The organism is Saccharopolyspora gregorii, assembly GCF_024734405.1.
Taxonomy (GTDB): Bacteria; Actinomycetota; Actinomycetes; order Mycobacteriales; family Pseudonocardiaceae; genus Saccharopolyspora_C; species Saccharopolyspora_C gregorii.
Window position 1 is genome coordinate 1,331,972 of the sequence record NZ_CP059556.1, and the last position, 15,203, is coordinate 1,347,174.

A 15,203-nucleotide genomic window follows, 5' to 3' on the forward strand; every position below is an offset into this window, starting at 1 on the left:
GCTCGTGCTGATCGGTGGGTTCCTCGTGCTCGCGCTGAGCCTGCGCGGTCTGGAGCGGTTGTGATCGCCCTGCTCGCCAACGCCGCGGGCGGGCTGCTCGCGCTGCTGCTCATCGCCTTCCTGTTCGTCGCCCTGATCAGGCCGGAGAAGTTCTGATGTCCTCCCTCGCGGTCGGCCTCACCCAGGTCGGCCTCCTCGTCCTCGCCCTGGCGGTCTGCTACCGGCCGCTCGGCGACCACATGGCGCGCGCCTACACCGACGACCGGCACTGGCGGGTGGAGCGCGGGCTCTACCGGGTGCTGCGCGTCGACGGCGACGCCGGGCAGCGCTGGACGACCTACGCGGCCTCGGTGCTCGCGTTCACGTTCGCCTCCGTCGTGCTGCTGTACCTGCTGCAGCGGTTGCAGGGCTTCCTGCCGCTGGACTTCGGGCGCGGCCCGGTCGACCCGGCCACCGCGTTCAACACCGCGGTCAGCTTCGCCACCAACACCAACTGGCAGTCCTCCGTGCCGGAGCAGGTGCTCGGGCACACCGTGCAGCTCGCCGGGCTCACCGTGCAGAACTTCCTGTCCGCCGCGGTCGGCATGGCCGTCGCCGTCGCGCTGGTGCGCGGGTTCACCCGCTCCGGCACCGACCGGATCGGGAACTTCTGGGTGGACCTCACCCGCGGCGTGGTGCGGATCCTGCTGCCCATCGCGGCGGTGGCGGCGGTGCTGCTGGTGGGGCTCGGTGCGGCGATGAGCTTCGCGCCCGGCCTGCACGTCGTCGGCCTCGACGGGCAGCAGCACACCATCGCCACCGCGCCCGTCGCGAGCCAGGAGGCCATCAAGGACCTCGGCACCAACGGCGGCGGCGTGCTCAACGCGAACTCCGCGCACCCGTTCGCGAACCCGGACGGGGTCAGCAACCTGCTGCAGATCTTCCTGATCCTGCTGATCCCGGTGAGCCTGACCCGCACCTTCGGCACCGTGGTCGGCGACCGCAGGCAGGGCCACGTCCTGCTGTCGGTGATGGCCGGGCTGTTCACCGCGATGCTGGCCGTCGTGTGGTGGGCCGAGGCGCACCCGAACGGCCCGGCGGCGCTCGCCGCGGGCGGCGCGCTGGAGGGCAAGGAGGCGCGCTTCGGCACCTACCTGTCCGGGCTGTTCGCCGTCGCCACCACCGGGACCTCCACCGGCGCGGTGAACTCGACGCACGACAGCTTCAGCGGGCTCGGCGGCGGGGCGGTGCTGCTGAACATGCTGCTCGGCGAGGTCGCGCCCGGCGGCGTCGGCTCCGGGCTGTACGGCATCCTCGTGCTGTCGGTGCTCGCCGTGTTCCTGGCCGGGCTGATGGTGGGGCGCACCCCCGAATACCTGGGCAAGAAGCTCGGCCGCCGGGAGATCACCGCCGCCGCGCTGTCGATCCTGGTGATGCCCGCGCTGGTGCTGGTGGGCACCGGCGTCGCCATCGCGCTGCCCGCCACGTCCGGGGCGATGGCGAACCCGGGGGCGCACGGGCTCAGCGAAGTGCTCTACGCGTACGCGTCGGCCGCGAACAACAACGGCAGCGCGTTCGCCGGGCTCACCGCGACCTCCGGCTTCTTCCAGACCACCCTGGCGCTGGCCATGCTGTTCGGCAGGCTGCTGCCGATCATGGCGGTGCTGATGCTGGCCGGGGCGCTCGCCCGCCAGCGGCGCGTCCCGCCCGGTGCGGGGACGCTGCCCACCACCGGGCCGCTGTTCGCAGGCCTGCTCGCAGGCACCGTCGTCCTCGTCGCCGCGCTGACGTTCCTGCCCGCGCTGGCGCTCGGCCCGATCGCGGAGGCCCTGGCATGACCGCCGTCCGCACCGACACCCCGGAATCCGCCGGGAACCAGCAGCCGCCGCGCGGCCGCGCCGTCGCCGCCGGGTCGTTCCGGCCGCGGCAGCTGCTCGCCGCCCTGCCGCAGGCCCTGCGCAAGCTGCACCCGAAGCACCAGCTGGCGAACCCCGTCCTGCTCGTCGTGTGGGTCGGCTCGGTGCTCAGCACCGCGCTCGCCGTCGCCGAGCCCAGCGCCTTCGGCATCGCCGTCGCCGCCTGGCTGTGGTTCACCGTGCTGTTCGCGAACCTCGCCGAAGCGGTCGCCGAAGGGCGCGGCCGCGCGCAGGCGGACTCGTTGCGGCGCACCAGGTCCGAGGCCGTCGCCCGCCGGATCGTCGAGGGCGGCGAGGAGCGGGTCGTGGGCACCGGCCTGCGCATCGGTGACCGCGTCGTCGTCGAAGCCGGCGAGGTGATCCCCGGCGACGGCGACGTCGTCGAGGGCATCGCCACCGTCGACGAGTCCGCCATCACCGGCGAATCCGCCCCCGTCATCCGCGAATCCGGCGGCGACCGGTCCGCGGTGACCGCCGGGACCACGGTCCTGTCCGACCGGATCGTCGTGCGGATCACCACCGCGCCCGGCGAGACCTTCGTGGACCGGATGATCGCGCTCGTCGAAGGCGCGCAGCGGCAGAAGACGCCGAACGAGATCGCGCTGACGATCCTGCTGTCCACGCTCACCATCATCTTCCTGCTCGCGGTGACCGCGCTGCAGCCGCTGGCCGGCTACTCCGGCGGGCTGCTGCCGGTGGTGACGCTGACCGCGCTGCTGGTGTGCCTGATCCCCACCACGATCGGGGCGCTGCTGTCGGCGATCGGCATCGCGGGCATGGACCGGCTGGTGCAGCGCAACGTGCTCGCCAAGTCCGGGCGCGCGGTGGAGGCCGCCGGGGACGTGGACACGCTGCTGCTGGACAAGACCGGCACCATCACCTTCGGGAACCGGCGCGCTACCGCGCTCATCCCGGTCGGGGGAGCAGCGGACGCCGACCTGGCCGAGGTGGCGGTGCTCTCCAGCCTCGCCGACCCGACCCCCGAAGGAGTCAGCGTCGTCGAGTTCTGCCGCGAGCAGCACGAGATCCCCGACCGGCCGGACGGCGGCGAACCGGTGGAGTTCACCGCGCAGACCCGGATGAGCGGCCTCGACCTGCCCGGCCGCCGCATCCGCAAGGGCGCGATCAGCGCGGTGCGGGACTGGGTGCGCGCGGGCGGCGGTACCGTCGAGTCCGAAGTGGACACCATCGCGGACGGCATCGCCCGGGACGGCGGCACCCCGCTCGCCGTCGCCGAGGAGCGGGACGGCGCGTTCCGCGTCGTCGGGGTGGTGCGGCTCTCCGACGTCGTCAAGCCCGGCATGGCCGAGCGGTTCGCCGAACTCCGCGCCATGGGCATCCGCACCGTCATGGTCACCGGCGACAACGCGCTCACCGCCGCCGCCATCGCCCGCGAAGCCGGTGTGGACGACCACCTCGCCGAGGCCAAGCCCGAGGACAAGATGGAGCTGATCCGCCGCGAGCAGGACGGCGGCAGGCTCGTCGCCATGACCGGGGACGGCACCAACGACGCGCCCGCCCTCGCGCAGGCCGACGTCGGCGTCGCCATGAACACCGGCACGGCCGCCGCCAAGGAGGCCGGGAACATGGTCGACCTGGACTCCGACCCGACCAAGCTCATCGAGATCGTCGAGATCGGCAAGCAGCTGCTCATCACCCGCGGCGCGCTGACCACGTTCAGCATCGCCAACGACCTGGCCAAGTACTTCGCGATCCTGCCCGCCCTGTTCGTCGCGATCCACCCGCAGCTGGGCCGGTTGAACGTGATGCAGCTGGCCACGCCGTCCTCGGCGATCCTGTCCGCGGTGATCTTCAACGCGCTGATCATCGTGGCGCTGATCCCGCTGGCGCTGCGCGGCGTGCGGTACCGGCCGTCGAGCGCGGCGGCGCTGCTGCGGCGGAACCTGCTGCTGTTCGGCGTCGGCGGGGTGCTCAGCCCGTTCCTCGGGATCTGGCTCATCGACCTGGTGGTGCGCCTCATCCCCGGCCTGGGGTGAGGCGCCGGACTTCGGTTGCGAGGTGGGTCGGGTGGCGGAACCTCAGCGGCTTCCTCGCTGCGGGATCGTTTTCGCAGGTGGCTCCGCCACATGCGAAAACGCTGTCCTCGCGAGGAAGCCGCTGAGAACCCGCGGCGGTGCGGGTTGCGTGCGTGGTCGGCGGCTCAGCGGCTTCGCCGCTGACGAGAGAACTGCGAGAACCGCGATGCGGGTTCGAAGACGGGCAGTGGAGAGAGGACGCGATGTTCACGACGTTGGTGCGGCAGGCCGGGACCGCGGTGCGGGCGCTGCTGCTGTTCACGGTGCTGCTGGGCGTGTGCTACCCGCTCGCGGTGTGGGGCGCGGGCCACCTGCCGGGGTTGCGCGACCACGCGGAAGGGTCGCCGCTGGTGGTGGACGGCCGGGTCGTCGGGTCCGAGCTGATCGGCATCGACCCGGTGCCCGCGGACCCGGCGCACGACCCGTACTTCCACACCCGCCCGTCGGCGTCGGCGGACGGGCCGCTCGGGCCCGGTGACCCGGCGACGTCCGGCGGCTCGAACCTGGCCGCGGACAACCCGGAGCTGCTGGCGGCCGTGCAGCAGCGGCGCACCGGCATCGCCGCCCGCGAAGCGGTCGCCCCGCAGCTGGTCCCGGCGGACGCGGTGACGGCCTCGGCCAGCGGTGTGGACGCGGGCATCAGCCCCGCGTACGCCGCGCTGCAAGCTCCGCGCGTCGCCCGCGAGACGGGGCTGCCGGTCGAGGAGGTGCACCGGCTCATCGCCGCCGCCACCTCCGGCGGCGTGTTCGCCGAGCGCACGGTCGCGGTCCCGGCGCTCAACGCGGCCGTCGCCGAGCACCGCGGATGACCCGCGGCGGGTGGTCCGCGCGTCGGACCGGCAGGATCGGTGCCGACGGCCGTCGGCGGGGAGGCGCGGGATGAAGCGGGGCGAGCTGCGGATCTACCTCGGCGCCGCGCCGGGCGTGGGCAAGACCTACGCGATGCTCGGCGAGGCGCGGCGGCGGCTCGAACGCGGCACCGACCTCGTCGTCGGCCTGGTGGAGACGCACGGCCGCGCCGAGACCGAACGCCTGCTGGACGGGCTGGAGCAGGTGCCGCGCCGCCGCGAGCTGCACCGCGGCGTCCAGGTCACCGAACTCGACCTGGACGCCGTGCTGGCCCGCCGCCCGCAGGTCGCCGTCGTCGACGAGCTCGCGCACACCAACGCCCCCGGCTCGCGCAACGAGAAGCGCTGGCAGGACGTCGAGGAACTCCTCGAAGCGGGGATCACCGTGCTGTCCACGGTGAACGTGCAGCACCTGGAGAGCCTCAACGACGTGGTCGAGACGATCACCGGGGTCCGCCAGCAGGAGACCGTCCCCGACGAGGTGGTGCGGCGCGCCGAGCAGATCGAGCTCGCCGACATCACCCCGCAGGCGCTGCGCCGCCGCCTCGCGCACGGCAACGTCTACGCCGCCGACAAGGTGGACGCCGCGCTGGGCAACTACTTCCGCACCGGCAACCTCACCGCGCTGCGCGAACTGGCGCTGCTGTGGCTGGCCGACCAGGTGGACGTGGCGTTGCGCCGCTACCGGGCGGAACGGCACATCACCGACACGTGGGAGACGCGGGAGCGGGTCGTCGCCGCGATCACCGGTGGTTCGGAGAGCGAGACGCTGATCCGCCGCGCCCGCCGCATCGCGGCCCGCGCCGGAGCCGAGCTGCAGGTAGTGCACGTGCTGCGCGGCGACGGCCTGGCCGGGGCGTCCCCGGCGAACCTGGCCCGGGCGCGGCGGGTCGCCGACGACGTGGGGGCCAGCTTCCACAGCGTCGTCGGCGACGACGTGCCGGAGGCGCTGCTGGAGTTCGCTCGCGGCGTCGACGCCACGCAGCTGGTGATCGGCACCTCGCGGCGCTCCCGGTGGGCGCGGCTGGCCGCGGAGGGCATCGGCTCGACCGTGGTCCAGCGCTCCGGGTCGATCGACGTGCACATGGTCACGCACGGCAAGGCGGGCGCGCGCCCGTTCCGCCGCGCCGCGAAGAACCCGCTGTCCCGGGCGCGCCGCAGCTGGGGCTGGGCGCTGGCGTGCACGCTGCCGCCGCTGGTGACGCTGGTCAGCGCGCTGCTCGGCGACTTCGAACTGTCCACCGACGTGGTGGGCTACTTCCTGGCGACCGTGGTGGTGGCGCTGGTCGGCGGGGTGGCGCCGTCGGTGGCGGCGGCGCTGCTGGCGGGCGGGCTGCTGAACTTCTTCTTCACCGAACCGCGGCACTCGCTGGCCGTCAGCTCCCCGGAGACGCTGGTGACGGTGCTCGGCATGGTCGGCGTCGGCGTGATGGTGGCGGTGGTGGTGGACCGGGCGGCACGGCTGGCGGAGCGCGCGGCGCGGGCGCGCACCGAGGCGGCGCTGCTGGCGTCCTACGCGCGCACGGTGCTGGCGCACCCCGATCCGCTGCCGCGGTTGCTGGAGAAGCTGGTGGAGAACTTCGGGCTGTCCTCGGCGGCGCTGCTGGAGCGCGGGCCGGACGGCTGGCGCATCGCGGCGTCCCTCGGCACCACGCCCTGCGCCCGGCCCGACCAGTCCGATGTGGACATCGAGGTGACCGCGGACGTGCACCTGGCGCTGCGCCGCCCCGACGGCCGGGCGCTGCCCGCCGACGACCGCACGGTGCTGGAGGCCGCCGCGGGCCAGGCGCTGGTGGCGCTGCGCCAGCAGCGGATGGCCGCCGACGCCGCCGAAGCCCAGCGGGAAGCGGACGCGAACCGGCTGCGCACCGCGCTGCTGTCCGCCGTCGGCCACGACCTGCGCACGCCGCTGGCGTCCATCAAGGCCTCGGTGAGCAGCCTGCGGCTGCCCGGCGTGCAGCTGTCCGAGCAGGACGTCGCCGAACTGCTCGCCGGGGTGGAGGAATCCACCGACCGGCTCGCGGACCTGGTGGACAACCTGCTGGACTCGTCCCGGCTGGCGACCGGCGCGATCGTGCCGCGGCTGCGCCCCGTCGGCTACGACCAGGCCGTCGCGGGCGCCCTGGTGGGCTTGGACGGGCGGGAGCGGGTCGCGGTGGACACCGACGAGTCGCTGCCCGCGGTGCTCGCCGACGTCGGACTGCTGGAACGGGTGATCGCGAACGTGGTGCAGAACGCGCTGAAGTACGGCGGAGACCGGGTTGGCGTGCGCGCCAGCGAACACGCCAGGTGGGTGGAGCTGCGCATCGTCGACCACGGCCCCGGCCTGCCCGAAGGCGCCGCGGACACCGTGTTCGCCCCGTTCGAGCGACTCGGCGGGCACGCCGACACCGGTCCTCCCGGGGTCGGGCTCGGGTTGAGCGTCGCGCAAGGTTTCATGCAGGCCATGCACGGCACGATCCGCGCCGAGGACACCCCCGGCGGCGGACTGACGATGGTGCTGGCGCTGCCGGTGGCGACGGAGGGGCGATGACGAAGGTCCTGGTGGTGGACGACGAACCGCAGCTGCTGCGTGCCCTGCGGATCAACCTCACCGCGCACGGCTACGAGGTAGTGGTCGCGCCGGACGGCATGACCGCGCTGCGGGTGGCGGCCGAAGCGCGGCCGGACGCGGTCGTGCTGGACCTCGGCCTGCCCGACCTGGACGGGGTGGAGGTGATCGCCGGGCTGCGCGGCTGGACCACGCTGCCGATCATCGTGCTGTCCGCGCGCACCGAATCCACCGACAAGGTGCACGCCCTCGACGCGGGCGCCGACGACTACGTGACGAAACCGTTCGGCATGGACGAACTCCTCGCCCGGCTGCGCGCCGCGGTCCGCCGCTCCCGGTCCGCGGTCGCCGAGGACGAACCGGTGGTGCGCACCGACGCGTTCGAAGTGGACCTGTCGGCGAAGAAGGTGCTGCGCGCCGGCGCCGAAGTGCACCTGACGCCCACCGAGTGGGGCATGCTGGAAGTGCTGGTGCGCAACCGCGGCAAGCTCGTCGCGCAGCGGCGGCTGCTGCAGGAGGTGTGGGGCCCGGCCTACGCCGACGAGTTCCACTACCTGCGGGTGTACATCGCGCAGCTGCGCCGCAAGCTGGAGGACGACCCGAGCCGCCCCCGCCACCTCATCACCGAAGCGGGCATGGGTTACCGGTTCGAAGGCTGAACTTCCCGCTGCTCCGTGGGCTGAACTTCTCGCTGCTCCGCGGGCTGGAGCTCCCGGCGGGCCTCGCGCTGCTCCGAAAGCCGGGCCTCCCGCCGGTCGAGGTCGTCCGCCGCGAGCACCGCGGCCTCGTCCAGCGCCCGCCGGAACACCGCGATCTCGCTGCCGCGCAACCGGAAGTAGCCCTGAAGCTCGGGCCCGAACACCTCCACGTCGCCCGCCGCGACGCCGACGGTGCACAGCGCGAGCTCCTCATCGTCGTCGCTGCACCGGCACAGCCATTCGCGCTGCGGGCTGCTGTTGGCGAAACGGGTGATCTGCTGGGACATGGGGACTCCTGAGGTTGGTGGATCTTGGTGGAAAGAATTGCGCAGGCGCATTGAACCCCGCAATTACGCGATCGAGTGATCGCGGACGCGAATCTTCTTCGGCATGCTGGGGGAGAATTCCGCTCAACCGCAGGAGATCGACCATGCCCCGCCGCGCCGGACCATCCGCTCGCTCTCGCCGACTCGCCCGATCCCTCCGCCGGATCAGGGCGGAGCGAGGACTCAGCGCCGCCGAAGTGGCCAAGGCGCTCGGCATGTCCGGTAGCAAGATAAATCGAGTGGAGACCTGCGAGATCGGGATCTACCTGGACGACCTGGAACGCCTGCTCGACTACTACCGCCTGCCCGCTGAGCGTCGCGTCGAGCTCCTCGACATCGCCCGGCACGCCGAACAACGCAGCTGGCTGCGCACCCGCAACGCGCACTTCCCGGCGGATTGGCAGACGTGGAGCGATTTCGAAGACGAGGCGACGGGGTTGCGGCAGTACGAGCCGTTGACCATCCCGGGCCTGTTGCAGACGCCGGAGTACGCCCGGTCGGTCATCGCGGCCACCGGTGGTGCCTTGTCTGGAGACGAGGTGGACGATCTGGTGGCGCACAGAATGGCTCGCCAGCAGCTTCTTTCGCGGAGAAGTCCGTTCAATCTCCATGTCATTTTGGAAGAGTGTGTTCTGGTTCGAAATTTCCATACACATGGATGTGGCGCACGCCAACTCCGGCATATTGCGCACGAAGCCGAGCGCGAGAACGTCATCGTGCAGATCGTCCCCGCGAACGTCGGGATTCATGCGGGGATGGCAGGCGCCTTCATCCTGCTGGACTACGGCCAAGACCCGTGCTCGGTGTGGCTGGAGCAGCTCGTGTCCAGTCTGTTCCTCGACGACGAAGAACACGTTGAGATGTACCAAGCCACCTGGGAAAACCTGGTTCACGTAGCGCTTGATCCTGAGCAGTCCAGAGACCGGTTGCGCCAGATGGCTGTTCTGGAGAGTGCGGAGACTGAGATCATGCCCTCATGAGCTGCTCAAGGTTCGATGGGGTGCGATGGCAGAAGTCGACCCGCAGCGCCAGCACGGCCAACTGCGTCGAGGTCGCGCTGGGCGGCCCGATCGTCGGCGTCCGCGATTCGAAGGACCCGGGCGGTCCGGTGCTGGCGGTGTCCGGCGAGCGGTGGGCTGACTTCCTCGCTGCAGTGGGGGATTCGCGCCTTCGGTGATGGTGCTTCCGGGTGGGATTCCCGGTGGTGCGCTGCTCCGGCGGCGGGACGGCGCTGGGCAGGGGACGGATGCGCTGCCACGCTCGTTCCATGGGCAGTCCTGGAACGGCCGGTGGGTGGCGCAAGTCAGCGCATAGCGCGAGCTCCGCGAACTGCGTCGAGATCGCCTTCGGTTGGCGGAAGTCCAGCCGCAGCAACAGCACCGCCAACTGCGTCGAGGTGGGCTGGCGGAAGTCCAGCCGCAGCAATAGCTCGGCGAACTGCGTCGAGGTGGCCGCCGACGGCCCGGTGGTGGCGGTCCGAGATTCGAAGTCGCCCGACACCGGCCTCCTCGTGTTCCCCGCCCGCCACTGGGCCCGGTTCCTCGCCTCTCTCCGCCGCTGACGCCCGAGCGCGTCCCAGTCCCAGGTGAATGGCCCATTGGCCCAATCAGGCTAGGCGAATGGGCCATTCACCTCGCTGGAGTCGCGGGTTCCGCGAAATTGATCGAATCGGGTACGCGGTCGCCGGTGCGCTGTTAGCGTTCCGAGCCGTTGCCCGCTGATCATCGGCGGTGCGCGGAGCTCGGAAGGAAGTGCGGGATGAACCTGCGGCTCCAGTGCTGGGGGGTGCTGGATGCGTGAAGTGGTGCGGATGTCCGGAGATCTGGGCGTGCCACCTCCGGAACCGGGGCGGCTCCGGTCCGAACCGGAACCGGCGCGGATGTCGGAACCGGCGTGGCCCGAACCGGGATCAGGCGCGGAGGGGGTGCGCTCGCCGGTGCCGGAACGATCGGATCCGGCGCGAACGCCTGAACCGGAACGAATCTCGGACCCGGTGCGAACCTCGGACCCGGCACGAGCGGCCCTGCCGGAGCCGGAACCGGAACTGAGCGCGGACCCGGTGCCGACGCCGGACCCGGAGCGGACGGCACCGCCCGAGCCGGACCCGGAGCGGACGGCACCGCCCGAGCCGGACCCGGTGCTGGTGCTCGCGGCCCGTCGCTGGCAGGACGCGGGGAGTCCGCCGGATCCGACGCTGCTGCTGGCGACCTTGGGGCGGTCGACCCTGCACCTGCCCGCGGAGACGTCGACGCTGCTGCTCGGCGGCCGCGAGTGGCTGCCGGTGTTCTCGACGCGGCAGCGCGCCGCGGACTACGCGGGCGCGGCGGGCCTGGCGGACGCGGACGGCACCGTGGACGTGGTGGCGCTGCCCGCGAAGCGGATCTTCGAGCACTACCTGCCACCGGACGTCGGCGTCGTCGTCGATTCCGGCGAGCAGCACCAGCTGGTGCTGGCGGCGGGGGCGGTGCGCGATGCCTGACGACGGTTTCGGCCTCGACGCGGCCGCGCTGGAAGCGGTGATCGCCGGGCACGAGAAGACGGTGCGGGCGCTGTCCGACCTGATCCCCGGCGGCGGGTACGTCGCCGATGCGGGATCGGCCGCCGGTCTGCACTCGATGGCGTTCAGCGCCGGTGATCTCGGCGAGGACGACAAGGTGCAGGGCGCGCTCGCCAAGTTCTGCCTCAGCTGGGAGCACGGCCTGGGCAGCCTGCTGCGCACCGGTCAGGAGCTGGCCGACCAGCTCACCGACGTCCTGAAGGAGTACCGCGGCCAGGATGACGAGATCTCGGGGCTGTTCAAGGAGATCCTCATGACCGTCGTCTCGCCGGACCAGCAGAAGATCGCCGGTGCCCGCGAGATGAGCTGGGGCGAACTGGCACAGGCCGGCAGGCCCGACTACGGCGGCTGGGGCGAGGAGTTCGGCGAGGTCGGCGAGTCGCTAGGCCAAGCCGGTGACGACCTGTGGACGGCTGGACAGGCCGGCGCCGAAGTCATGAACCCGGCCCTGCACCAGAGGAATGATCGCTGATGGCGGCGGAACTCGGCGACACCGACGACCCCACCGAGCTCGTGCCCGGCGACGTCGCGGGCACCAAGGACAAGGCGGACACGTTCCGCCGCATCGCCGAGGGCCTCGCGGCGGTGCAGCGCATCGACTCCGAGCACGCCTGGAGCGGACCGGCCGCCGACGCCTACCGGAAGACCGTCCGCGACGAGCAGCAGCGGTGGGACGAGGCGGCCGCGGCGTTCGGGAAGGCGGCGACGGCGCTCGTGGAGCACGCGGACTCGCTGCGCACCGCGCAGGACGCGGCGGCCCGCGCGATCGAGCTCTACCGCCAGGGCGAGCAGGAGACCTCCCGCGCCGAGAAAGCCCACGCGGCGCAGGTGGAAGCGGCCGGGCCCACCGACCAGGTCGCGCCGTTCCAGGATCCTGGCGCGGCGAAGACCGCCGAAGCGCGTGCTCTGCTGAACGTCGCCAGGAGCAAGTTCGGCACGTCCGGCGCCGGCACCGCCGAGGCGCTCAAGGCGGCGGCCGAGAGCGCTCCCGACGCCTCCTTGCTGGAGCGGATGATGGATGCGATGCGCAGCAGCGGCGGTGCCCTGTTCGAAGCGGGCAAGAGCTACGCGGGCGGGGGACTCGGCGCGCTGGGCGAGATGGCGATGGGCGGGCTCGGCCTGGTCGCGAAACCCCTGCACCTGATCACCGACCCGGCCGCGACGATCTCTTCCGGGTTCGCCGCCGGAGCGGGCGTCGTGCACATGGTCACCACGAAGGAGGGCTGGGGCCAGACCATCGGCTCCCTCGACGAGTGGAAGAAGGACCCGGCGGCCGCGTTGGGCAAGGCCGGCGCCAACATCGCCGCCACCGTCGCGGGCGGCGGTGCGGGCGCGGCCTCCAAAGCGGGCCTTGCCGCCCGCGTCGCCAAGGTCGCCAAGCACGCACCCGAACCGGAACTCCCCAAGGCACCGCCCCGCCCCACCCACGACGCCGAGGGCTACACCCTCCCCACCGAAGAAGAACTCCAACGCGCCCGCGAGAAAGCCGCCCAACCCGACCCCGAACCGGACCCGGAACCGCCGCCGGAGAAGGAACAACCCCGCCGCCCCGACCCGTGGGAAGCCGACGACCACAGCGACCCGATCGACCCGATGAACCCGGACCCGGACCGCTACGAAGCGGAACCGGAACCTCGGGAGCGGGTGGAGAAACCTGCGTACACCCCGCGCTTCAACGTGGACGAAGAGCTGGGCAGAGCCCGCTCCAACTTGGATGATGCGATGAGGACGCTGGCGGACATGGAACGCGTGAGTTCGCCTGACCTGCCCGAGCAGGTGAAGAAGGTCGGGGAACTGCGCCGCAGGATTGATGAGCTGGAAGCGATGAAGGGGACCAGATGACCGCGGAAGCCGGTGCTGCGATGAACGAGAACGGGTTTTCGGTGCGGGAAGTGGACGTGTTCGGGCCGGTCGACGGTGACCCCGCGAAGACGGACTTCCAACCTGCGGTGGCCACCTGGTCCCGAACCTCCGATGGCCAGGTCGGACTTGAGCTGTCCGGCCCGTTCGGCGCGCACCACGCGGTGGAGCCGAACCTGTTCAAAGCCCTCATGCTGGTGCGCGCGGAGTTGCAGGAACTGAAGTGGCAGGTGGTCGTCAACGCCGCCCGCCGCGACGCGTGGGGGCCGACCGAGGAACACCCTTGCGCAGTGGACGAGGTGCGGATCTACCCCGACCTGGCAGGCCCGCCGACCACGGAGCCGCTCGACGCGCTCGGCCCGCCGACCGAGCTGGGCGGGCGCGGAATGCTCGTGACCGAGCAGATCTTGTGGCGGGAGGAGTGGGCGGGCCTGACGCGGCCGGGCAAGATGAACTGGACCGAGTTCGACCGCTCCATGCGCGAGATGAGCGCGACGCGGAAGCAGGAGGCCGCCGAGGCCGCGGTTCCAGAACTCCCCCATTCCGAGCCCATTTTCCTCGCCGGTCCGTCACCGGAAGACCCGACGAAGCAGGCATTGCAGGAGGGCATCGCGGAGTGGGGCCGCCGCGCGGAGGGCGGCGTTCACCTGCGGGTGCGCGCTCCCGGGGTCCAGTTCGACGACCACGGTGCCGATCTGCTCGCCGCGCTGCAGAACCTGCGGATGGAGTCCTGGCGGCGACGGTGGGAAGTGCTGGTCAACGGCTCGTTGCGCGGGGCGTGGCACGGCACGGAGCAGCACCCCTGCGGCATCGCGCACGTCCGGTTCTACCCCACGCTCACCGACCCGCCCCTTCCCGAACAGGTCGATGTGCTGGGGACGCCGCCCGGAGATCTGCGCAAGGCGCACTGGGCTTCGGTGAGCCAGCAGACCTGGTGGTACCACGACTGGGCGGGCACCACCCCGCCGGCGTGGTGCCAGGTCAAACGCAAGCCGCGGGCTGAGGGACAGCAGCCGAGTTGACGTCGCACGGCAACGGAAGAACCACGACTCCTCGGGAAGAGCACGCGATGAATCCCACGTGCGGCTGGCCGTGGACCCGGCCCATACCCGCGTACGGTCCGACGCTCGCCGACCCCGAACGCCTGGAGTTCCAAGAGATCCCGCTGACGTGGTCTCCGGTCGATGCCGGTGTGCAGGTGGAACTGGGCCTTCCCACCGGCCCGGTCCGCGCCGGTGGCGTGGACTTGTTCTCCGCGCTGATGCTGCTGCGCGTCGACATCGAAGACGACGGCTGGGGGTGGACGCTGCTCGTGGCCGCGGCCTGGAAACGGGCTTGGGGGCCGACGGACCGGTACCCCTGCGACATCAGCGCGGTCCGGTTCTTCGCTGACGACGGAACACCTGCGACGGAACCGGTTGACGCGCTCGCGCGTCTCGCAAGTTCGGACCTGTACGAATACCGTCCCAGAGTCCAATGGACCGAGCGAATGCGGCGGGAAACCGGTGCGGACTACGTCCGCGTGAATTCGGGCCCGTACTGGCGGCACATCGATGCCTTGCGGGAAGGTCGCAAGGAGGCGGAGTTCGACCCGAACCGGCCCGAGGACTTCTTCGACGGCTTGGACAAGTGGTCGAAGAACGCTCCGCCGCACCAGCCCGCCTGCATCCCCACCGAGCGACAACGGCGCGAAGTCCTCCCGCACGCGGAGAAGATCTACGTCCGCGGCCGCAAGCCACGAACCCCCGAGCCGGTCCAAGCGCTGGCCGAATGGGGACGCCGGGACGATGGCGGCGTGCACCTGCGCTTGACCGGACCGTTCGGGCAGCTCAGCGCGGAGGCCGAGAACGTGTTCGTGGCGCTCCTGCGCATCCGCTGGGACCTGTTCATCGAGGCCTGGGAAGTGCTGGTCAACGCCGCCCTCCGCGAAGCGTGGGGGAGCACTCCGCTGTTCCCCTGCGGCATCGCGCACGTCCGGCTCTACCCCAGTGTCCTCCGGGCCCCTGCCAACGACCAGATCGATGCGCTGGGAACCCCCGCCGAATTCGGTGAGGAGCGGGACTTCCGCGTTCCCCAACAGCAAAGCTGGCACTGGAGGTGGGCCGGACCGAAAGGTTTCGGGAACGGGGCGGACGTGGACGAGGGCACTGCGCCCGGACCGCTGAAGGGCTAGCGCGGCCAGGCCACCACGGCTGCGCCGGATCAGGACATGTGCGCCAGAGCGAAGCAAGCGGCGGAGTTCGCCGTGTCGAATCTGCGGGCGCAGGGTTGAGAGCAGTTCGGGGCGTCGTGGTGCGGAAGGTCGTGGGGGCTGGGCCGGGAGGGGTTCGGGAACTCCGAAGACGCGACCGGAGGCGCTCGACGATCTCGTCTCCGACGATGGTCGGGGTCCGTTCGGGTGTCGGCTGTGCGTTCGGTGTGAACTTGGTGGA

General features: G+C 71.7%; 15 protein-coding genes. 14 read left to right on the forward strand and 1 reads right to left on the reverse strand.

Going from position 1 to position 15,203, the window contains the following annotated elements; translation table 11 throughout:
• Positions 1–60: 60 nt before the first annotated feature.
• The 6 genes from kdpF to H1226_RS05795 all read left to right on the forward strand — a co-directional run bounded on the left by kdpF (position 61) and on the right by H1226_RS05795 (position 7,989).
• Positions 61–156, forward strand: a complete 96-nt coding sequence (gene kdpF, locus H1226_RS05770) for a K(+)-transporting ATPase subunit F (RefSeq protein WP_224958746.1) — start codon at positions 61–63, stop codon at positions 154–156.
• A complete protein-coding gene (gene kdpA / locus H1226_RS05775) occupies positions 156–1,817 on the forward strand; it encodes a potassium-transporting ATPase subunit KdpA (protein WP_258347694.1) in 1,662 nt (553 codons plus the stop codon). The genes kdpF and kdpA overlap by 1 nt, the downstream gene beginning before the upstream one ends.
• Positions 1,814–3,892 carry a potassium-transporting ATPase subunit KdpB gene (gene kdpB, locus H1226_RS05780; protein ID WP_258347696.1) on the forward strand — a complete coding sequence of 693 codons (2,079 nt, stop codon included), beginning with the start codon at positions 1,814–1,816 and terminating at the stop codon, positions 3,890–3,892. The genes kdpA and kdpB overlap by 4 nt, the downstream gene beginning before the upstream one ends.
• Before the next feature lie 242 nt (positions 3,893–4,134).
• Positions 4,135–4,740 carry a potassium-transporting ATPase subunit C gene (locus H1226_RS05785; protein ID WP_258347698.1) on the forward strand — a complete coding sequence of 202 codons (606 nt, stop codon included), beginning with the start codon at positions 4,135–4,137 and terminating at the stop codon, positions 4,738–4,740.
• A gap of 70 nt (positions 4,741–4,810) precedes the next feature.
• Complete coding sequence (locus H1226_RS05790; protein WP_258347700.1) at positions 4,811–7,312, forward strand: sensor histidine kinase; 2,502 nt, start codon at positions 4,811–4,813, stop codon at positions 7,310–7,312.
• A complete protein-coding gene (locus tag H1226_RS05795) occupies positions 7,309–7,989 on the forward strand; it encodes a response regulator (RefSeq protein WP_258347702.1) in 681 nt (226 codons plus the stop codon). The genes H1226_RS05790 and H1226_RS05795 overlap by 4 nt, the downstream gene beginning before the upstream one ends.
• Here H1226_RS05795 and H1226_RS05800 read toward each other — a convergent pair.
• Positions 7,971–8,315, reverse strand: coding sequence for a hypothetical protein (locus H1226_RS05800; protein WP_258347704.1), 345 nt, complete (start codon positions 8,313–8,315; stop codon positions 7,971–7,973). The genes H1226_RS05795 and H1226_RS05800 overlap by 19 nt on opposite strands.
• Before the next feature lie 143 nt (positions 8,316–8,458).
• On the opposite strand from H1226_RS05800, the gene H1226_RS05805 reads away from it, so the two are divergent.
• The 8 genes from H1226_RS05805 (at position 8,459) to H1226_RS05840 (ending at position 14,944) form a co-directional block, all read left to right on the forward strand.
• A complete protein-coding gene (locus tag H1226_RS05805; RefSeq protein WP_258347707.1) occupies positions 8,459–9,334 on the forward strand; it encodes a helix-turn-helix domain-containing protein in 876 nt (291 codons plus the stop codon).
• Positions 9,331–9,531, forward strand: a complete 201-nt coding sequence (locus H1226_RS05810) for a DUF397 domain-containing protein (protein ID WP_258347708.1) — start codon at positions 9,331–9,333, stop codon at positions 9,529–9,531. The genes H1226_RS05805 and H1226_RS05810 overlap by 4 nt, the downstream gene beginning before the upstream one ends.
• Positions 9,532–9,621: 90 nt before the next feature.
• Positions 9,622–9,915 carry a DUF397 domain-containing protein gene (locus H1226_RS05815; RefSeq protein WP_258347709.1) on the forward strand — a complete coding sequence of 98 codons (294 nt, stop codon included), beginning with the start codon at positions 9,622–9,624 and terminating at the stop codon, positions 9,913–9,915.
• A gap of 432 nt (positions 9,916–10,347) precedes the next feature.
• Complete coding sequence (locus H1226_RS05820; protein ID WP_258347711.1) at positions 10,348–10,833, forward strand: hypothetical protein; 486 nt, start codon at positions 10,348–10,350, stop codon at positions 10,831–10,833.
• The gene (locus tag H1226_RS05825; RefSeq protein WP_258347712.1) at positions 10,826–11,383 is read left to right on the forward strand and encodes a hypothetical protein; all 558 of its coding nucleotides are present in this window, start codon (positions 10,826–10,828) and stop codon (positions 11,381–11,383) included. Before H1226_RS05820 ends, H1226_RS05825 begins: the two co-directional genes overlap by 8 nt.
• Positions 11,383–12,753 (forward strand): putative T7SS-secreted protein, encoded by a 1,371-nt coding sequence (locus H1226_RS05830; protein WP_258347713.1) that lies wholly within the window; start codon positions 11,383–11,385, stop codon positions 12,751–12,753. Before H1226_RS05825 ends, H1226_RS05830 begins: the two co-directional genes overlap by 1 nt.
• On the forward strand, positions 12,750–13,793 hold the full coding sequence (locus tag H1226_RS05835; protein WP_258347715.1) for a hypothetical protein: 1,044 nt from the start codon (positions 12,750–12,752) through the stop codon (positions 13,791–13,793). Before H1226_RS05830 ends, H1226_RS05835 begins: the two co-directional genes overlap by 4 nt.
• Before the next feature lie 47 nt (positions 13,794–13,840).
• Positions 13,841–14,944 carry a hypothetical protein gene (locus H1226_RS05840; protein WP_258347717.1) on the forward strand — a complete coding sequence of 368 codons (1,104 nt, stop codon included), beginning with the start codon at positions 13,841–13,843 and terminating at the stop codon, positions 14,942–14,944.
• Positions 14,945–15,203: the final 259 nt, after the last annotated feature.